This window comes from Actinoplanes sp. NPDC026623 (genome assembly GCF_040638275.1).
Taxonomy (GTDB): domain Bacteria; phylum Actinomycetota; class Actinomycetes; order Mycobacteriales; family Micromonosporaceae; genus Actinoplanes.
The window spans coordinates 2,422-21,097 of the sequence record NZ_JBEZXZ010000006.1; the positions used below are offsets into that span (position 1 = coordinate 2,422).

14 protein-coding genes, 1 pseudogene and 1 riboswitch are annotated in these 18,676 nt (G+C 70.3%); of the genes and pseudogenes, 10 read left to right on the forward strand and 5 right to left on the reverse strand.

The genetic code is table 11. The features are described 5' to 3' along the window. Nucleotides 1-189: 189 nt before the first annotated feature. From AB0F10_RS03020 to AB0F10_RS03030, 3 genes are read left to right on the forward strand one after another with little or no spacing between them, the layout of a single operon-like run. Complete coding sequence (locus AB0F10_RS03020) at nucleotides 190-1,503, forward strand: hemolysin family protein (protein WP_360620127.1); 1,314 nt, start codon at nucleotides 190-192, stop codon at nucleotides 1,501-1,503. Further along, nucleotides 1,500-2,555: a hemolysin family protein gene (locus AB0F10_RS03025; RefSeq protein WP_360620128.1), complete on the forward strand. Its 1,056-nt coding sequence runs from the start codon at nucleotides 1,500-1,502 to the stop codon at nucleotides 2,553-2,555. Before AB0F10_RS03020 ends, AB0F10_RS03025 begins: the two co-directional genes overlap by 4 nt. 11 nt (nucleotides 2,556-2,566) lie before the next feature. Continuing rightward, a complete protein-coding gene (locus tag AB0F10_RS03030; protein ID WP_360620129.1) occupies nucleotides 2,567-3,343 on the forward strand; it encodes a sporulation protein in 777 nt (258 codons plus the stop codon). 93 nt (nucleotides 3,344-3,436) lie between these two features. Here AB0F10_RS03030 and AB0F10_RS03035 read toward each other — a convergent pair whose 3' ends face one another. Then, entirely contained in the window at nucleotides 3,437-4,276 is an 840-nt protein-coding gene (locus AB0F10_RS03035; RefSeq protein ID WP_360620130.1) for a leucine efflux protein, read from the reverse strand. A 138-nt stretch (nucleotides 4,277-4,414) separates the two neighbouring features. After that, entirely contained in the window at nucleotides 4,415-5,653 is a 1,239-nt protein-coding gene (locus AB0F10_RS03040; RefSeq protein WP_360620131.1) for a bifunctional pyridoxamine 5'-phosphate oxidase family protein/GNAT family N-acetyltransferase, read from the reverse strand. A gap of 46 nt (nucleotides 5,654-5,699) precedes the next feature. Between AB0F10_RS03040 and AB0F10_RS03045 the strand changes: the two genes are divergently transcribed. Next, nucleotides 5,700-7,046 carry an aminotransferase class I/II-fold pyridoxal phosphate-dependent enzyme gene (locus AB0F10_RS03045; RefSeq protein ID WP_360620132.1) on the forward strand — a complete coding sequence of 449 codons (1,347 nt, stop codon included), beginning with the start codon at nucleotides 5,700-5,702 and terminating at the stop codon, nucleotides 7,044-7,046. Nucleotides 7,047-7,138: 92 nt separating this feature from the next. Here the strand turns inward: AB0F10_RS03045 and AB0F10_RS03050 are convergent, their stop codons facing one another. Together AB0F10_RS03050 and AB0F10_RS03055 are read right to left on the reverse strand one after the other, a co-directional pair. Further along, a complete protein-coding gene (locus AB0F10_RS03050; protein WP_360620133.1) occupies nucleotides 7,139-8,134 on the reverse strand; it encodes a ribonucleotide-diphosphate reductase subunit beta in 996 nt (331 codons plus the stop codon). Continuing rightward, nucleotides 8,135-10,540, reverse strand: a complete 2,406-nt coding sequence (locus AB0F10_RS03055; RefSeq protein WP_360620134.1) for a ribonucleoside-diphosphate reductase subunit alpha — start codon at nucleotides 10,538-10,540, stop codon at nucleotides 8,135-8,137. A gap of 128 nt (nucleotides 10,541-10,668) precedes the next feature. Then, a riboswitch (cobalamin riboswitch) is annotated at nucleotides 10,669-10,880 on the reverse strand. Between the two features lie 113 nt (nucleotides 10,881-10,993). Between AB0F10_RS03055 and AB0F10_RS03060 the strand changes: the two genes are divergently transcribed. The 5 genes from AB0F10_RS03060 to AB0F10_RS03080 all read left to right on the forward strand — a co-directional run bounded on the left by AB0F10_RS03060 (nucleotide 10,994) and on the right by AB0F10_RS03080 (nucleotide 15,747). After that, a complete protein-coding gene (locus tag AB0F10_RS03060) occupies nucleotides 10,994-11,668 on the forward strand; it encodes a UdgX family uracil-DNA binding protein (RefSeq protein WP_360620135.1) in 675 nt (224 codons plus the stop codon). A gap of 131 nt (nucleotides 11,669-11,799) precedes the next feature. Continuing rightward, the gene (locus AB0F10_RS03065) at nucleotides 11,800-12,000 is read left to right on the forward strand and encodes a DUF3046 domain-containing protein (protein WP_360620136.1); all 201 of its coding nucleotides are present in this window, start codon (nucleotides 11,800-11,802) and stop codon (nucleotides 11,998-12,000) included. 198 nt (nucleotides 12,001-12,198) lie between these two features. Further along, a complete protein-coding gene (recA, locus tag AB0F10_RS03070) occupies nucleotides 12,199-13,245 on the forward strand; it encodes a recombinase RecA (protein WP_360620206.1) in 1,047 nt (348 codons plus the stop codon). Nucleotides 13,246-13,968: 723 nt separating this feature from the next. Further along, a complete protein-coding gene (locus tag AB0F10_RS03075) occupies nucleotides 13,969-14,478 on the forward strand; it encodes a regulatory protein RecX (protein ID WP_360620207.1) in 510 nt (169 codons plus the stop codon). Between the two features lie 1,095 nt (nucleotides 14,479-15,573). Further along, the gene (locus AB0F10_RS03080) at nucleotides 15,574-15,747 is read left to right on the forward strand and encodes a hypothetical protein (RefSeq protein ID WP_360620214.1); all 174 of its coding nucleotides are present in this window, start codon (nucleotides 15,574-15,576) and stop codon (nucleotides 15,745-15,747) included. A gap of 6 nt (nucleotides 15,748-15,753) precedes the next feature. Here the strand turns inward: AB0F10_RS03080 and AB0F10_RS03085 are convergent. Beyond that, a pseudogene (locus tag AB0F10_RS03085) lies at nucleotides 15,754-15,887 on the reverse strand (dipeptide/oligopeptide/nickel ABC transporter ATP-binding protein); the annotation flags it as partial. An 826-nt stretch (nucleotides 15,888-16,713) separates the two neighbouring features. On the opposite strand from AB0F10_RS03085, the gene AB0F10_RS03090 reads away from it, so the two are divergent. Then, nucleotides 16,714-18,591: a hypothetical protein gene (locus AB0F10_RS03090; protein ID WP_360620137.1), complete on the forward strand. Its 1,878-nt coding sequence runs from the start codon at nucleotides 16,714-16,716 to the stop codon at nucleotides 18,589-18,591. Nucleotides 18,592-18,676: the final 85 nt, after the last annotated feature.

Here is an 18,676-nt window from a genome sequence, read left to right on the forward strand (position 1 = left end):
CTGGTGGTGGCGGCCGTGCACACCGTCCTCAACACATAGGGCTTAACAGCGCCGGGCGAGGGTACGGCGCCGGCCGTACCCTCGCACGGCCTTCTCACAGCGGGGGTCCGGCGATCGCTGATATCTTTTCCACATGATCGGCAGTATTCGGCCGGGCTCGGCCCGGCTTGTTAGTCTCTCGGACCCGCCATGTTGATCCTGGTCGGTGTGCTGCTCGTCATCCTGGTCACGGCGGTGACCGGCTACTTCGTCGCTCAGGAATTCGGGTACGTCGCCGTCGACCGCGGCCGCCTGCGCCAGCAGGCGGAGCGCGGCGACAAGGCGGCGGAACGCGCCCTCAAGGTCACCGAGCGTCTCTCCTTCGTCCTGTCGGGCGCGCAGCTCGGCATCACCGTCACCGCCCTGATCGTCGGCTACGTCGCCCAGCCGTTCATCGGCGAAGGCCTGGCCGAGCTGTTCGGCCGGGGCGGCCTGCCCTCCAAGATCAGCGGCCCGGTCTCGTTCGTGCTGGCGCTGCTCTTCGCGACCGTCGTCCAGATGGTCCTCGGCGAACTGGCGCCCAAGAACCTCGCCATCGCCCGCTCCGAGGCGCTGGCGAAGGCGCTCGGCCGGTCGACCCTGATGTACATGGCCGTCTTCGGGCCGATCATCAAGCTCTTCGACAAGGCGGCGGCCGGCCTGCTGCGCCGGGTCGGCATCGAGCCGATCGAGGAGCTGCCCGAGGGCGCCACCGAGGAGGACCTCGAACAGATCATCGCCGAGTCCCGGGCGGGTGGACACCTCGACCCGGAGCTGTCGGCGCTGCTCGACCGCGGCCTCGACTTCCGCCGCCGCACGGCCTCCGAGGTCATGATCCCGCGGGTGGACGTGGTCACGGTCCGTGCCACCGACCCGGCGTCGCGGGTCGTCGCGCTGCTCGACACCGGTCGCTCCCGTTTTCCGGTACGCGCGGGCAACGGCGTCGACGAGATCATCGGCGTCGTCGGGATCACGGACGTGCTCCCCGTACCGCCGGCATCGCGCTCGACGGTCGAGGCGGAGTCGCTGATGGCACCGCCGCTCTTCGTGCCGGCGTCGCTGCGGCTGCCGGCCGTGCTGGACCGGCTGCGCGGCGACCACCGGCAACTCGCCTGCGTCGTCGACGAATTCGGCGGCTTCGCCGGCATCATCACCCTCGAGGACATCGCGGAGGAGCTGGTCGGGCCCATCCGCGACGAGGACGACCTGCCCGAGCCGTCCCCGGCCCGCCAGGACGACGGCTCGTGGATCGTGCCGGCCCGCTGGCGCATCGACGAGGTCAGCGACGCGACCGGCGTCGAACTGCCGGAAAGCTCCGAATACGACACGGTGTCCGGGCTGGTGATGTCCGAGCTGGGCCGGGTGCCGCGGGTCGGCGACTCCGTGCTGCTGGCCTCCGGCGCGGCGCTCGACGTGCTCTCGGTGGACCGGCACGTGCCCGGTTCCGTACGCGTCACCGCGTCCGCGCAGAGGGGATCCCGATGAACACGACCTGGGCGGTGACCTGCTCAATCCTGCTGCTGGCCGGAAACGCCTTCTTCGTCGCCGCCGAGTTCGCTCTGGTCGCGAGCAAACGCTACCGGCTCGAACACGCCGCGGCCGAGGGCAGCCGCGCCGCCCGCGCGGCCCTCGACGGCAGCCGCGAGCTGTCCCTCATGCTGGCCGGCGCCCAGCTCGGCATCACCCTGTGCTCGCTGGGCCTGGGAGCACTGGCCGAACCGGCCATCGAGCACCTGGTGCATCCGCTGCTGCACGGGCTGGGCCTGCCGGACGTGCCGAGCGAGCTCATCGCGTTCCTCTTCGCGCTGGCCGTCGTGACGTTCCTGCACCTGGTGATCGGCGAGATGATGCCGAAATCCTGGGCGATCACCGACCCGGAACGCTCGGCGACGCTGCTGGCCCTGCCGTTCCGCGGCTACGTCCGGATGGTCCGCCCGGCGCTGCTCGGCCTGAACGTCCTGGCGAACTCGGCCCTGAAGCCGTTCGGCGTGCACCCGCAGGACCAGCTCGCCCAGGCACACGGCCCGCAGGAGATGCACATCCTGCTGGAACGCTCCCGAGCGGAAGGCCTCATCGGCGCGGAGCAGACGGAGCTGCTGACCAGCATGCTCAAGCTGCAGGAGACCAAAGTCGCCGACGTACTGATCCCGGACGACCAACTGGTCAAGGTGGCGCCGCAGTCGACCGCCCTGGACATCGAGGCGGCGTCGCTGAGCAGCGGCCGCTCCCGCCTGGCGGTGGTCTCGGAGACGGACGAGGTCGTCGGCGTGGTCCACGTCCGCGACGCCGTCCGCATCACGACCGCCGCGGGGGACTCGACGGCCGCGGACCTGATGGGCCCGGCGTTCGTCCTGGACGTGGCGGTGACGGTGACCGACGCGGTGACCCAGATGCGCGCCGCCCGCGTCCAGCTGGCGATAGTCACCCGGGCCGGGGACCGGGTCGGCTTCGTCGCGCTGGAGGACCTGCTGGAGCAGGTGATCGGCGAGTTCGACGACGAGACGGATCCGGTGCCGGTCGGCCGGCGCATGCGCTGAGAGGCAGTCGATTGGTCTTCGCGAGGGTCCGGCGGGCGTTCGGGGTGGGCGGCCCGACGGTGGACACGTTCATGCCCGACCCCGCCGGCCGCCCCGGCGGCCTGCTGACGGGACAGGTCAGGATCGCCGGCGGCGATTACGACGTGGTGATCGACAACATCGTGCTGAGCCTGGTCACCGAGGTCGAGGCGGAGGACGGCGACGCCCAGATCGAATTCCACCGGGCGTCCGTCGGCGGCAACTTCACGCTGGCCGCGGGCGCGCGGGAGGACATACCGTTCCAGCTCTCGGTGCCGTGGGAGACGCCGGTGACGCACCTGGCGGGCGAGCGGCTCGCGGGGATGACCATGGGCGTGCGCACCGAACTCTCGGTGGCGAAGGCGGTGGACCAGGGTGACCTCGACGAGGTCGAGATCCGTCCGCTGCCGGTGCAGGAACAGATCCTGGCGGCCTTCGACTGGCTGGGCTTCCGGCTGCGGCACGCCGACCTCGAACGCGGCGGCATCTACGGGGTACGCCAGGAGCTGCCGTTCTATCAGGAGATCGAGTTCGCCGCCCCGCCGGAGTACGCGAAGTCCATGGACGAGGTGGAAGTGACCTTCGTGACCGACGCGACGGGCACCGAGGTGATCCTCGAGTTCGACAGGCACGGCGGGCTGCTGACGGAGAGGCTGGACATCTGCGCCCGATACCGCGTGGAGCACGCCGCGGCGGAGACCACGGACTGGATTTCGTTGGTGGAGGGGTGGGTTCACGAGGCGGTCGTGTCGCCTTCCGGCAGCTCCTGACGCGTCCGCCGGGTAGGCCGCGGCCGGCGACAGCCGCAGCCGGCGCGGGTCCTGACATCGTGCGCGGCGCGGTCTCGGCATCCCTTCCGGCGGTCAGCCGACGGTTGCCGTGGCGAGCTTGATGCCGAATCCGACGAACAGCGTGCCGATGCCGGCGGAGGCGCCCGCGGCGAGACGGCGCCGCCGACGGAACTGTCCCGCCAGGAACTGCCCGCCGAAGATCAGCGCGGTCAGGTAGAGCACGCTGAACACCTGCAGCACCACGCCGAGGATCAGGAACGACAGCGCGGGATGCGCGTATCCGGGCTCCACGAACTGGATGAAGAACGAGATCACGAACAGGATCGCCTTCGGGTTGAGCAGGCTGACGACCAGCGCCCGCCGGAAGGGCCGTCGCATCCCGGCCGAACCGCTCGCCGAGCCGCTCCTTGCGCCGGGCGTCGCGCCGCTTGATGCGGCGGCCGTTGCGCCGGCCGGACCGCCGGCCGGGCTGCCGACGCCGACGGCGGGGCCGGGCGTTTCGCCGGTGGGGCCGGTCGCCCGGTTGGCCGAGTCGCCGGTCGTGCCGGTCGCCCGGTTGGCCGAGTCGCCGGCGGGGCCGCCCGCACTGTCGGCCTGGTTCGCGCCGCGGTCGCGCAACCTGCGCCAGCCGCCTCGGATGATGTCGAAGCCGACCCAGGCGAGGTAGGCCGCACCCACGTACTTGATGACCATGAACACCGGCGGATACGTCCGGAGCAGCGACGCGACGCCGGCGGCCGCGAGCACCATGAGCACGGTGTCGCCGACGAACACGCCGGCGGCGGCCTGATAGCCCATCCGCACCCCGCGCTGCGCGCCCACGGTCAGCACGAAGATCGAGTTGGGCCCGGGCAGCAACACGATCGCCACGGTGCCCAGCACGTAGGTCCAGAAGTCGGTGATCCCCAGCACGACCCCAATCCTGTGCGCACGCCAGTCGGCCCGGGAGTGGTCGTGCGGACAGAAACCTGTGGCCTTGACCACCGCAGAGTGCAGCCGGTCGGCCCGTTCCCCGGGCCGGGGTCCAGCCGGCCGGCCCGCTCCGGGCGGTCAGTTCGCCGCCAATCTGGCGCGGAGCCGCTCGGCCGCGGCGGGCCATTCGTCGACCGTCATCGCGAAGATCACCGTGTCCCGCCAGGTGCCGTCCGGTCGCAGCCGGTGTCGCCGGATCATCCCGTCCCGGCTGGCGCCCAGCCGGGCGATCGCCCGCTGCGACCGCTCGTTGCGAATGTCCGTATACCAGAACACCCGTTCCGCCCGCAGCACCTCGAAGGCCCGCTCGAGCAGCAGCAGTTTCGCCTCCGTGTTGACACCCGTGCGCCACCACCGCCGTCCCAGGATGGTGTGGCCGATGCCCACGGCCCGGTTCACCGGGTCGATGTCGTGGTAGCTCGTCATGCCCATCACCTCGCCCGTCTCCGGGTCGCACTGTGCCCACGAGACCCGCTCGCCGGTCCACTGCTGCCGGGCCGCCTTGGTGATGTGCTCGGCCATCTCCGCGGAGTTCTGCGGGCAGAGATAGGGCAGGAACCGCCACACCTCGTCGTCGCCGGTGGCCGCGAGCAACCCGTCCGCATGCCCGGGCGCCAGCGGCTCCAGCGCGACCTGCCGGCCACGCATCGGCGCGGCGATGTGCCACGGCGACGCCGGCCCCGGCAGGTAGGCGGGCGGCGGCACGGCGACCCCCGCGTCCGGCTCGGGCGGCCCGGCCACCCGGCGGATGGGCAGCACGCCGGCCCAGTGCGGCAGCATCAGGTCCTCGGGGTCCTCCGAGACGCCGCCGGTGCGCGCCCGCACGGAGACCTCCGCCAGGGGCAGCGCCAGCACGCTGGTCGTCGCCAGCTCGCGGCTGGTCGGTGGCCGGCTCTCGGCCTGGCGGCCGTGGCCGACCTTCTCCACCAGGGCGGCCATCGCCGCGCGCTTCTCCGCGTCGTCGGTCACCGGGCGGGCCCTGCCGTGCGCCACCAGGGACCGGTAGTTGGCGCTGTGGTGGAACTGCGACCGGGCGTAGACGATGCCGTCGAGCAGCGTCACCGACACCGCGACCGGGATGCCGTCGGCGCGTGCCTCGAGACCGAGCCGCCCGCCGGTCGAGGCGTGCACATAGAGGGTGTCGTCGACCCGGACGTGCAGCGTGGGCAGGACCCGCGGCTCGCCGTCGACCACGAACGCCACCGAACAGTCATACGCCTCGTCGAGGATGGCATGCGCCGCTTCGCGGTCGTATCGCATGCGGTCGCGGCTGCGGGTCGCCGTGGTGCGGGTGGTGGGCTGGTAGAGGTCGGTCACGAGACCCTCCTTGCCAACGAGGCTGTGCTAGTACAAAATGATTGCTGTGTCAGGACAGTATCAGGTCACCGGTTCCTCCGCCGCCTCGATTTCCGCGAGCATCGAGGCAGGCGTCCGCGCGGGCGACTGGGGTTGGGGCCAGCGGCTGCCGCCGATCCGGGTCCTGGCCTTCGAGCTGCACGTCAGTCCGGCCACGGTGTCAAAGGCCTATCAGGAGCTCCGCCAGCGCGGGATCGTCGAGTCCGTCGGGCGCAGCGGCACCCGCGTGCGCGCCCGGCCGGCGGTCGCCAGCCCGCGGTCCGCGCTGCGGCTGCCGGTGCCGGCCGGTGCGCTCGACCTCTCGGCCGGCGATCCCGACACCCGCCTGCTGCCGGGTCTCGCCGCGCACCTGCGCGCGGTCTCCGACGAGCTGGGCCCGCCCATGGGATATGCGGATGCCGGCGCGATGCCGGAGCTCATCGACGCGGCCCGTCCCCGGCTCGCCGCCGACGGCGTGCCGGTCGAGGGCGCCGCAATCACCGTGACCAGCGGCACGCTCGATGCGATCGAGCGCCTGCTCACCGCGCATCTGCGGGCGGGCGACTCGGTGGCGGTCGAGGATCCGGGCTGGGCAAACCTGCTCGATCTCCTGGGTGCGCTCGACATCACCGCGGTGCCGGTCGCGGTCGACGACGAGGGCCCGCTGCCCGACCGGCTCTCGGCCGCCCTGGCCAAGGGTGTGCGCGCGGTGGTGGTCACCGCTCGCGCGCAGAATCCCACCGGCGCCGCCATCAGCGCCGATCGCGCCGCCGAGTTGCGCGCGATCCTCGCCGCGGCCCCCGACGTCCTGCTCATCGAGGACGATCACGCCGCGGAGCTTGCCGGCGTGCCGCTGCACAGCCTCGGCGGGGCGACGTCGTCGTGGGCGTTCGTCCGTTCGGCGTCCAAGCCGTTCGGCCCCGATCTGCGCATCGCGGTCCTGGTGGGCGACGAGGCGACGATCGCCCGCGTCGTCGGCCGCATGCGGATCGGCGCCGGCTGGGTGTCCACGGTGCTGCAACGCCTGCTGCTCCGGCTGTGGCGCGACGAGGACGTCGCGGCACAGGTGGCCGCGGCGAGCGAGAGTTACGACCGTCGCCGCCTCGCGCTGCGTGACGCCCTCGCGGCGCGGGGCCTGCGGGCACACGGCGCCACCGGCATCAACCTCTGGGTGCGTGTGGAGGACGAGACCCGCATGGTCACGGCCCTTCGCGACGCGGGATATGCGGTGGCGCCCGGCTCCTTGTTCCGCATCGAGGCGCCGCCCGGCATCCGGATGACGGTGAGCCAGATCGAGGACGGCGCCATCGACAGCCTCGCCGACGACGTTGCGGCCGCGGCCTACCCGGCGACCGTGCCGGCCCCATCACGATGACCTTCACCGGCGAGGGCCGCGGGCCGCCGCGACGTCCGGGACGCACCGGCGCCGCCGCCCGCTGCGGTGAGCGGCGGCGCCGGTCCCGGCCGTCAGAAGTCGTCGTCGAAGCTCACGGTGCCGGTGACGCCGACCTGATAGGCCGACACCCGGCGCTCGAAGAAGTTCGACAGCTCCTGCACGTCCTGCAGCTCCATGAAGGCGAACGGGTTCTGCGAACCGTAGAGCGGCGCGATGCCGAGCTGGATGAGCCTGCGGTCGGCCACATGCTGCAGATAGGCGCGCATGTCGGTCAGCGACATGCCCGAGACCCCCTGCTCCAGCAGGTCCGCCGCGAACTGCACCTCGCACTCGACGGCCTCGGCCAGCATGTCGCGGACCTGCCGTTCCATCTTCTCGTCGAACAGGTCCGGCTCCTCGGCACGCACCTGATCGACCACGTCGAAGGCGAATGCCATGTGCATCGACTCGTCGCGGAACACCCAGTTGGTCCCGGACGCGAGCCCGTGCAGCAGCCCACGCGAGCGCAGGTAATAGACATAGGCGAAGGCGCCGTAGAAGAACAGCCCCTCGATGCAGGCGGCGAAGCAGATGACGTTGAGCAGGAACGCCCGCCGGTCGTCCTTGGTGCGCAGCTCGCGCAGGTCGAAGACCGAGTCGATCCAGCGGAAGCAGAAATCCGCCTTGCGGGCGATCGACGGGATGTTCTCCACCGCGTCGAAGGCGGCGGCCCGCTCGGCCTCGTCCGGCACATAGGTGTCCAGCAGATTCAGATAAAACTGGACGTGCACCGCCTCCTCGAACAGCTGCCGGGAGAGATACAGCCGCCCCTCCGGCGAGTTGATGTGCTGATAGAGGTTGAGCACCAGGTTGTTGGCGACGATGGTGTCGCCCGTGGCGAAGAAGGCGACCAGCCGGCCGACCAGGTGCTGCTCGGCGGCCGAGAGCTCGGCGAGGTCGGCGAGGTCGGAGTGCAGGTCGACCTCCTCGACGGTCCAGGTGTTCTTGATCGCGTCCTTGAAGCGGTCGAAGAAGTGCGGATACTTCATCGGCCGCAGGGTCAGGTCCATTCCAGGATCAAGCAGCATTTACTGACACGCCTCACACGACTCGGGGTTCTCGAGGGAACAGGCCAGGGCGTCCTCGTCGGTGGCCGACGCGGCCGGCACCGAGATCACCGGCACGGCGGCCGGCGTGGCCGGCACCGTGGCCTGCTGGATGCGCGTCGCGGGCCGCGAGCGCAGGTAATACGTGGTCTTCAGCCCGGCCTTCCAGGCGTAGAGGTACATCGACGAGACCTTGCCGATGGTGGGGGCGCTCATGAAGAGGTTCAGCGACTGCGACTGGTCGATGTAGGGCGACCGGGCGGCGGCTATGTCGATGAGCGCCTTCTGCGGCAGTTCCCACGCCGTCCGGAACAGCTCCCGGACCTCCGCGGGCAGCGCCTCGACGCCCTGGACGGAGCCCTCGGCGCGCTTGATCTGCTCACGCACCGCCGACGTCCAGAGGCCACGCGCCTTCAGTTCGCGTACCAGATAGGTGTTGATCTGAAGGAACTCGCCGCTCAGGGTCTCGCGCTTGAAAAGGTTACTGACCTGCGGCTCGATGCACTCGTAGCAGCCGGCGATGGAGGCGATCGTCGCCGTCGGCGCGATCGCGATCAGCAGCGAATTGCGCAGGCCGGTGTCCGCGATCCGCGCGCGCACCGCCGCCCAGCGGGCCGACTGCGTCGGGGTCACGCCCCAGAGATCAGGCTGCAGGTCGCCGCCGGCGGCCCTGGTCTCGGGATACGAGGGGTGGGTGCCGAAGCGCTCGGCGAGCGAGGCCGAGGTCTCCAGCGCCGTCAGATAGATCTCCTCCGAGACGCGGGTCGAGAGCTCGCGCGCGGCGGGGGAGTCGAACGGCAGCCTCAGCGCGAAGAACGCGTCCTGCAGACCCATCAGGCCGAGCCCGACCGGACGCCACCGTGGGTTGCTCGCCGCGGCCTGCTCGCTCGGGTAGTAGTTGATGTCGATGACCCGGTCCAGGAACACGACGGCGGTCCGCACGGTCTCGCGCAGCTTCACCCAGTCGACGTCGTCTCCGGCCAGGTGAGCGCCGAGGTTGATCGAGCCGAGGTTGCAGACCGCCGTCTCGTCGTCGGCGCTGACCTCGAGGATCTCGGTGCACAGGTTCGACAGATGGATGGTGTTACCGGGGCGGCCGGTCTGGTTGCTGAGCCGGTTCGACGGGTCCTTGAAGGTCATCCAGCCGTTGCCGGTCTGTGCCAGCGTGCGCATCATCCGGCCGTACAGGTCACGCGCCTTGACGGTCTTGACCGGCTTCTTCTCCGCGATCCGGTACGCGGCCTCGAACTCCTCGCCGTAGAGGTCGGGCAGGTCGGGGGCGTCGGTCGGGTCGATCAGCGACCAGTCCTCGTCGGCCTCGACCCGGCGCATGAACTCGTCCGGGATCCAGTTGGCCAGGTTCAGGTTGTGGGTGCGCCGGGCGTCCTCGCCCGTGTTGTCCCGAAGCTCGAGGAATTCCTCGATGTCCGGGTGCCACGGCTCGAGATAGACGCAGGCCGCGCCCTTGCGCCGGCCGCCCTGGTTGACCGCCGCGACGCTGGCGTCGAGCGTGCGCAGGAACGGCACGATGCCGTTGGAGCGGCCGTTCGTGCCGCGGATCAGCGCGCCCCGGCCACGGACCCGAGACCAGGAGATGCCGATGCCGCCGGCAAACTTCGACAGCCGGGCCACCTGCTGATAGCGCTCGTAGATCGAATCCAGCTCGTCCCTCGGCGAGTCCACGAGGAAGCACGACGACATCTGGGTGTGTCGGGTGCCCGAGTTGAACAACGTCGGCGAGCTCGGCAGATAGGCCAGCGACGACATGAGCCGGTAAAACGCGATCGCCTCTCCCGCGCTGGTCGACAGGCCGCAGGAGACCCGCAGCAACCAGTACTGCGGCGTCTCCACGACCAGGCGCGTCTGCGGGTGCCGCAGCAGGTAACGGTCGGCGACCGTACGCAGGCCGAAGTATTCGAACCGCAGATCGCCGGCCGGGTCGACGGCGTCGTCGAGCTTGCGGGCGTTCCTGGCCACGAACGCGGCCGTCTCGTCCCCGATCAGCCCCTCCGCGTGACCGCGGGCGATCGACTGGCTGAAGCTCGCGATGCCCTGGCCGCGGACCTCCTTGTCGACGAACGCCGCGAGCAGCCGGGCCGCCAGCCGCGAATACTGCGGCTCCTCGCCGATCAGCTCCGCCGCCGTCTGGATCGACAGCCTGTCCAGCTCGGCGGTGGTCGCGCCGTCGTAGAGGCCGCTGATGGTCTTGGTCGCCACCCGCAGCGGATCGACCTCGTCCAGGTCGGCGACCCACCGCTCGACCGCCTTGACGATCTTGTTGACGTCGACCGACTCGGTGTCACCGTTGCGCTTGCGCACCTGCATCGCGTGTCTGCGCTGCTCCGGTACGGCCGGATCGGACGCAGTCTGCTCCTGCGTGACCGTCATGAACTCTCTCTCCTCGCGAGCCCGTTCCGAAGTGGTCTCCGGGCGCGCAGGAGGACGCCGGTGGACGCGGCTGTGCGCGTACACCTGAATGGCGTCGGCCGTCCCACGCGGCCTCGGACCGCCACACGCGGAGCGTGCGGCGCGCTGGCAGGTCTTCGGACTCGCGGGCCTGACCGATATCCGGTCTCCTACTGGCCGTCGCTTCCCAGGCCGGGGCCCAGTGCTGATGACGGCGGTCGTTCCCACTCACCGCTGCGGGGCAGTTCCGGTCTTCCACCGGGATTCCCTCTTGCCTCGGCCGTCCTGGAGGGACGGCCGAACCAGCTGCGAGCAACACCATATCTAGGTGCGACTCCAAACATGCAACCCAACATGTCGTGTCGGCGTGTCGGATCATGCTCGTCCGGGTGAGGCCCCGCGCCGGGATGGGACGGCAGGGGGTAAAACGTCTGCATGGCAACGACACAAGAGCCACCCGGCGCCCAGGAGTTCATTCCCGCCGATGCGCACGGCCTCGAAGAGCTGAAGGCCGCCGCGCCCGGCTGCCGCGGCTGCGAACTGTACGAGGACGCCACCCAGGTGGTCTTCGGGCGCGGCGCCGCGCACGCCCGGCTCGTGCTGGTCGGCGAGCAGCCCGGCGACATCGAGGACCAGCGGGGGCTGCCCTTTGTCGGCCCGGCCGGCCGGCTGCTGCGCGATGCGGTCGGCGACGCCGGCATCGACCCGTCGGTGATCTACCTGACCAACACCGTGAAGCACTTCCGCTTCGAGCTGCGCGGCCGGCGGCGCATCCACCAGACGCCCGGCCCGGCGCACATCGCCGCCTGCCGGCCCTGGCTGGTCGCCGAACTCTCGCTGCTCGAGCCGGATCTGGTCGTGGCGCTCGGCGCGACCGCGGCCAAGGCCCTCTTCGGGCCGTCGTTCCGGGTCACGAGATCGCGCGGCGAGCTGCTGCCGTGGCCGGCCGCGGCGCAGCGCCCGCAGGACTTCCCGGCGGCCGGGGCCCAGGCGCTCGCGACGATCCACCCGTCGGCGGTGCTGCGGGCCGACGACCGGGACGCGGCCTACCGGGGCCTGGTCGACGACCTCAAGGTCGTGGCGGCGGCGCTGGCCGAGTGGCCCGCGTGACCTCGTCGTCCTCGTCGATCTGCCGGTCGAGGTCGTCGCGCCGCCCGGGCAAGCCGACCGGCCTATAGTGATGTGCGTCTCAGCGTTGCGGGCGGCGGGGCCACCCGCGGCCCGCGGGTAGGATTTTTACCGTGCGGTTGACGGATTTCTGGGGGCGCCTCGACCAGGCGTTCGGCCCCGCGTATGCGAGGAGCCTTGCCACCGATCAGAGCTTTTCGGCGTTGCAGGGCCGCACAATCGACCAATCCATCGCTCAGGGTGTGGACACCGCTACCATCTGGCGCGCCGTGGTGGCCGAGTACCCCGATCGAGTGCCTTCGCGCCTTCGTTGACCCGTTTTTCGTACGCTTGTTCTGGCGTGTCACTCGTAGTCGTACACCTGTTCGGCTATCGTCCTCAGCGGCGTGGTCAACCGCAGCTCACGGCCGGGCGGTCGTTTTCTGTCAGACCCAACGTCTAGCGTGACCCGCGTGGTGAACAGAAACGCTTCGGCGAAGACGCCTGGGAAGTCGAGTACAGGGGTGGCGGACATGGTGGCAGGACCTGATCGGGACAAGGCGCTAGACCTTGCTCTCGCGCAGATCGACAAGCAGTTCGGCAAGGGCTCGGTGATGCGCCTGGGGGAGCGGCCTGTCACACAGATGGCCATCATCCCCACCGGCTCCATCGCCCTCGACATCGCGCTCGGCGTCGGCGGCCTGCCGCGCGGCCGGGTCATCGAGATCTACGGCCCGGAATCCAGCGGTAAGACGACGGTCGCCCTGCACGCGGTGGCCAATGCCCAGCGCAACGGCGGCATCGCGGCCTTCATCGACGCGGAGCACGCGCTCGACCCCGACTATGCCCAGGCCCTCGGCGTCGACACCGACGCCCTGCTGGTGTCCCAGCCCGACACCGGCGAGCAGGCGCTCGAGATCGCCGACATGCTGATCCGCTCCGGCGCGCTCGACATCATCGTCATCGACTCGGTGGCGGCCCTCGTGCCGCGCGCCGAGATCGAGGGCGAGATGGGCGACAGCCACGTGGGCCTGCAGGCTCGCCTGATGAGCCAGGCCCTGCGGAAGATCACCGGCATCCTGAACAACTCCGGCACGACCGCGATCTTCATCAACCAGCTCCGCGAGAAGATCGGCGTCATGTTCGGCTCGCCCGAGACCACGACGGGCGGTCGCGCGCTGAAGTTCTACTCGTCGGTGCGTCTGGACGTGCGTCGCATCGAAAGCCTGAAGGACGGCACCGACGTCGTGGGTAACCGCACCCGCGTCAAGGTCGTCAAGAACAAGGTCGCGGCGCCGTTCAAGCAGGCCGAGTTCGACATCATGTATGGCAAGGGCATCTCCCGCGAGGGCTCGCTGATCGACGTCGGCGTCGAGCAGAGCATCGTCCGCAAGTCCGGCGCCTGGTATACCTACGACGGCGACCAGCTGGGCCAGGGCAAGGAGAAGGCGCGCGAGTTCCTCAAGGAGAACCCGGACGTCGCCGCCGAGATCGAGAAGAAGATCCTGGAGAAGCTCGGCGTGGGCCAGACCACCGGCGACGCCGCCGGCGGTCCGGAACTGCCTCCGGTTGACTTCTGATCGATGCGACCTGCGACGACGAGGCGATCCGACGCACCCGGCCCGCACGGGCCGGGTGATCCGTCGCCACGAATCCACGGTCCGGCACCGTCGAGGGTCTCCGCTTCCCGGGCTTTCGCTTCACGGCCCGCGCGGGCTGCCCGCGTTTCGGCGAAGGGCTGAGCCGGGGTGGCAGGACGACGTGGCGCGCGGTCGGGTCGGGGCTGGGATGCCATCCCGGCCAAACCAGCAGGAGACGACCCCCCTGGTGGCGAGCTCCGGCCCGACGACCCGGAACGCGGCAACGTGACGGGCCGTCGCCGCCGGGGCTCGCCGGGCGGATCGCCCTACGACACCCGCGACACGGGCCGTGGTGCCCGCGCCTTCGGGAGCAGCGGCAGCCGTTCGGGTTCGGGCGGCGACGCCGCCTTCGACGGCGGTGATGCTTTCGACGGCGGTGCGAGCCGGTCCGGTTCGGGCGACGCCGCTCTGTTCGCCGACCCGGGTGGCCTCGATCGAAGCCCCGGCGAGCCCGGCGGCTATCCGCTCGATGCGGGCCGGCCCGGCGGTTACCCGCTCGGTCGCTATCCGCTCGGCGGTGACGGGCAGCGCGGGGAGGCGCGGCGGGGGGAGGCACGGCGCGGGGAGGCACGGCGCGGAGAGACATCGGGCCGTGGTCGTCGTGGCCGGGCCGCGGAACGGCCGCCCGAGCCGCCGCGCAGCGAGTCCGAGACGGCGCGAGAGATCTGCCTGCGCCAGTTGGCCGTGCGCCCACGCACCCGGGCGGAGCTCGCCAAGGCCCTGGCCCGCAAGGAGATCTCCGCCGAGGTGATCGCCGAGGTGCTCGACCGCTACGACGAGGTCGGCATCATCGACGACGCCGCGTTCGCCCGGATGTGGGTGTCGACCCGCCATCAGGGCCGGGGCCTGGCCCGCCGGGCACTGGCCGACGAGCTACGCCGGCACGGGGTGGACGCCGAGGTCGCCACCGAGGCCCTGGACAGCCTCGACGACGACGCGGAGGCCAGCACGGCGCGCGCCCTGGTCGATCGCAAGCTGCGGTCGACGCGAGGCACCCCCGACCAGGTGTTCCGGCGCCTGGTGGGGATGCTGGCCCGCAAGGGCTACCCGGCAGGAGTGGCGATCCGGGCCGTAAAGGACGCCCTGGCCGCCCGTGACGCCGAAGCGGCCGAGTTCGCCGACCAGATCGACGCCGACGCCCTGGCAGACGAAGCCACCGACCTGCTTTCCTGACCGCCGGCAAGTCGACCACCGGGCGGATGCGGTCGAGCCGCGAGTCAAGGAGTCCCTTTACCGGCAGGGAACCGCCGCGATGTGCTCCTCCGCCTCCCCGATGTCGACGACAACGTTCTCGCTGACGGGTTCGACCAGCGCGGCACGAGTCCGCGGAGACGGCCGATCACCGGACCGTGCAACGCAAGCGCAACAGCCCGTGCTGTTCTGCGCGGGCGCGGAACGCAATCGAGCGACCGCCCATTCGCGCGTCCTATCGCGACCAACATTCAAGCCCTGCCGAACCGTATCCGGTCTGGCGGATCAGCGGCCTACATCGCGATCCCTGGCGGTAAGCGCCTCCCGCGGATCGGACTGACTGTCCAGCTGATCCGCACCGGCTTCGCGAAGCTTGCTCGGTTCGGTCAGGGGCATTTAAGCCGGGTCGGCGTCTCGGCGTGTGATCGGCTCCATCGAAGGCAACTCCACCCGATGTATGTTTGTCGGCGTGCGGACGATGGGGAGGTGCGATGCGCCTCGTGTCCGGCCTCTATATTGTCAATGGCGGGCATCGTGATTGCTTTATCGGCGGTTACATTGCTGGACCGTTCGGGGCGCAGGGGAGCTCATTAGGGTGCCTTTGAGGCGTCGATAGCAGCCACGCTTGAGCCGGTGTCGGGTGGTGCTGCCCGATGGGACCGGTAGTGGTGATGTGCTGGCCAGGCCGACCGCTAGCCACCCTCGCAATCTTCAGAGGTGGCCCTAACGGCAGCGCCCGGCGGTGTCGACAGGCCGGGCGCCCTGGCGCGAGGGCCAGGTTGTATTTGCTCACCGGTTCAGGTTGAGTCGAGCCAAGATCCAAGGGAGTGCATGAGCGTCGACGAACCTGCGGTGCCTCGTCCATTGATTCCTCCGGCCGGGGTTTTCGCCATCGACTTGGACCTCCCGCAAACCCCGGCTCGATAGAGATTTGGGAGGTGCGAGGCCGGTCTTGTGTGCCTCGATGGAACCTCGAGTTTTTACCCCTGAGGTCGTGTTCCATAACGGCGGAATGTCCGCGTGAATATCTCGAATTTATAGGATCGAAACTGGCCACACCGGCCCTGGGGGCGACCCATGCGACAGCTGCCGCTATTCATCCAGGAAGAACTTTCCGAAGTGCGCGATGGAACCGTATCTCGCAACTATTACCCTGCTCGTGACGAATTCCGCCGCGAGCGCGCCCGTCGTCGCGAATGGAGCCTGATCCATCGCATGCCGAGCGACCACGCGGCCTCCGCAGCTACATGACCGCGACCGGTCGGAGATGTGCCGCACCGCGGACAGGTCGTGCGCGATGAACACGTAGGTCAGGCCGAGCCCGTCCTGCAGGTCGTCGAGCAGTTCGCCACCCGCGTCTGGATCGACACGTCCGGCGCAGAGACCGGCTGGAGTCCCGGCGTCTCGAAGAGCGCCTGCCGCTCACCGCGAGCGACCCAAGTCGTCGCCACGCCGAGGGACTACGCGGCCTCCGCAGTGAGTCCCGGCGTCTCGAACAGCGCCCGCCGCTCACCGCGGGCGGCCCTAAGCGGGCGTCACGGCCGGTAACCCATTCGCCGCCATCGCGGCCGCCGACCAACGAATCCTGCCCACCGGCGGCAGCACCTCAGTAACTGAACTTTGCACCCGGCATCGCGAATCCACAGGTCACCGCCAGCAGGGAGAACGACACCACGGAACTGTTCACGACCGGCACCACCAGCGGAACGACGCCGCTGCGGGTGAGGACCGTGATCGCGAGCCCGATGAGGCTGCTCAGGATCCGGTAGAGGGCGGCCCCGCACCAACACGACCAGCCGGATCATCCACACGGGCCCGACGCCGGCCTGGCAGCTGCCCACAAAACAAGGCGGCACCCCGCGGCTGCAAACCGGCGCCAGACCGCATTCATCGGCCCGCGCTCGGGGACGGCGGCATCTGGCGGGTCGTGGCTACTCGTCGAGCAATTGACCTGCGGCAGCATGCCGGTCAGTAGACACGCGACGCTGGGCCTAAGTGAGCCGGAACGGTCCGACCGGCGTGGGCTCGGGGTGATTCGTGGGATATCCGAGATTTGCGAGATCTGGGTCCTGGGGTGACGAGGAGTCGGGGGCCGATGAGGAGCCGGGCGGCACCTGAGTGGCAAAGGTCGCAGCCTCGCAAGACCGCAGCCCATCGGCACCGATGGATCTTTGTGGAGGCGTTGCCCATGGCGACGGGCTGGTAACCTGCTGCGTCGTGACAGACGACCTCCACCCAGATCGGCGCGGTGGCGGCTCTCCCCACGAGGGCCCCGACGCGGCGGCCGAGGTCGTCCCGAACATCACGGCCGCCGAATCGCCCGAGGACGCTGTTCCGCCGTCGCGATCCGGCGTCGAAATTCCTGGTCAGCGTCGTGTGTCGGCGGACAATCAGGTCCCGGCCGGGTCGACGCACGGCTCCGTCCCGACCTTTCCGCCTGCGTATTCGCCGGAAGGGCATCAGGGCGGCGCTCCTGCGCCGGTGCCCGGTGATCCGGCAGATGTGACCGCCGACCTAAAAGTTCAGATAGACGCAGTTGTGCCCGGCCCGGTCGACCCGGCCTCGCCGCCCGCCCACCTGCCTGTTGGTGGCCCGCCGATCGCTCAGCCGTCGGTCGCTCAGCCGTCGGTCGCTCAGCCGTCGGTCGCTCAGCCGTCGGTCGCTCACCCGCCGGGTGGCCCGATGGTTAGCGGCTCGATGGCCGGCGATCCGCCGGTCGCCGGGCCCTCGGGTCAATCCGTGCCGTTTAGTGGCCCGACGTCCGAGGCCGCGTCGTCGTCCCGGGCCGTGCCGTCATCCGGGGCCGCGTCGACCCTCGGGGCGACGCCGCCGTCCGAGGCCGCCCCGCTACCCGGGACCGCGTCGCCATTCGGGGTGGCGCCGTCGTTCGGTCCGGCGGCGGCAGGCCAGCCGGGCTCGGCGTTTCCCGGTGCGGTTCCGGCGGGCGAGTTCGCGGCGACCGGCAGTCCGACTGGCGAGCCTGCGCCGATCGCCGACCCCGCGACAACGACCCCTCACTACGACCCGCGGTATGCCGCTGCCGAGAACCCCACCCCACCGAACATCGGCGGCGACAACGCCGGAAGCGATCAGCAATACAGCTACGGCCCATTCCACGGAGGCCCCCGGCAGCCAAGCGGAGCCAACCCGACCTCGGGTGGTGGTCCGGCATACGGCGCAGCGCCGACCTCGGGTGGTGGTCCGGCTTTCGGTGCAGCGCCGTCTTCGGGCGGAAATCCGGCCTACGGTGCAGGGCCGACTTCGGGCGGAAATCCGGCCTACGGTGCAGCGCCGACCTCGGGCGGAGGTCCGGCCTACGGGGAGGCGTACAGCGACTCGGGCCCGCCGACCTGGTCCGCCGCCGATTCGGTCTCCGGTGGCGCCGCTGACCCCTACGGCTTCTCGGTGACTCCGGCGTTCGGCGCCGGCCCGCGCATCGAGCCCACCCCGAAGCAGCCCCGAGGCCGCTTCGTCATCCCAGCGCTCGCCGGTCTCCTGGCCGGCCTGCTCCTCTTCGGCACCGGCGGTTGGTTCCTCGGCCGATCGACCGCGGGCAGCCCCGACCCGGGAAAGGGTGGCACCACGGCGCCGCCCGCAGCCCCGGTACTGGGTCCATATGAGCAGAACCAGATTGCCATCAACCAGCCGAAGCTGCCCAAATCCCTGGCCCCGCTCTCCCAGGGCTGGCTCGCTCACCTCTCCGGCTGCGTCCGCAGCGGCGAAAAGGACGGCCCGAGGGCCAAGGCGGGGGAGAAGGTCCGGGTCCGCTGCGAGATGGACGCGATGAGCGTCATCTTCGTGGAGTACGACTCCATCGCCGATCGGGACCGGGCGCGGGTCGAGACGCTCGGCCAGAACGTCGATGCCCGTCAATTGACTCCGGGGGTGGGGCCCGCCGTCGAGCGGGCCGCTCCTTCGGGCCGGACGGACGGGAACTACGTGGAGTTCGCGTATCAGGTGGCCGGCCAGACCGTCAGTGGCATCTGGTGGGATGACAGTTCCACTCCGGTGGCCGCGTACCTGCTCGCGTTCTGGAAGGAAGGCAGCGGGTCGAAGTGGGAGCCGATGCGCGATATCTGGGCCCGCTACGCCTGAATTGCCCCCCAACGTACCTGAGCAGGGCGTGAGTGTGTCTGTGCCAAGCGTCCCGTCCTCTGCCGAATCATGAGTCCTTGACCGA

What these genes read in the sequence shown, in the direction of transcription:
- recA (WP_360620206.1), top strand. Translation starts at nt 12,199, where the DNA reads ATGGTGGCAGGACCTGATCGGGACAAGGCGCTAGACCTTGCTCTCGCG.
- AB0F10_RS03020 (WP_360620127.1), top strand. Translation starts at nt 190, where the DNA reads ATGTTGATCCTGGTCGGTGTGCTGCTCGTCATCCTGGTCACGGCGGTG.
- AB0F10_RS03060 (WP_360620135.1), top strand. Translation starts at nt 10,994, where the DNA reads ATGGCAACGACACAAGAGCCACCCGGCGCCCAGGAGTTCATTCCCGCC.
- AB0F10_RS03025 (WP_360620128.1), top strand. Translation starts at nt 1,500, where the DNA reads ATGAACACGACCTGGGCGGTGACCTGCTCAATCCTGCTGCTGGCCGGA.
- AB0F10_RS03050 (WP_360620133.1), bottom strand. Translation starts at nt 8,134, where the DNA reads ATGCTGCTTGATCCTGGAATGGACCTGACCCTGCGGCCGATGAAGTAT.
- AB0F10_RS03055 (WP_360620134.1), bottom strand. Translation starts at nt 10,540, where the DNA reads ATGACGGTCACGCAGGAGCAGACTGCGTCCGATCCGGCCGTACCGGAG.
- AB0F10_RS03080 (WP_360620214.1), top strand. Translation starts at nt 15,574, where the DNA reads ATGCGACAGCTGCCGCTATTCATCCAGGAAGAACTTTCCGAAGTGCGC.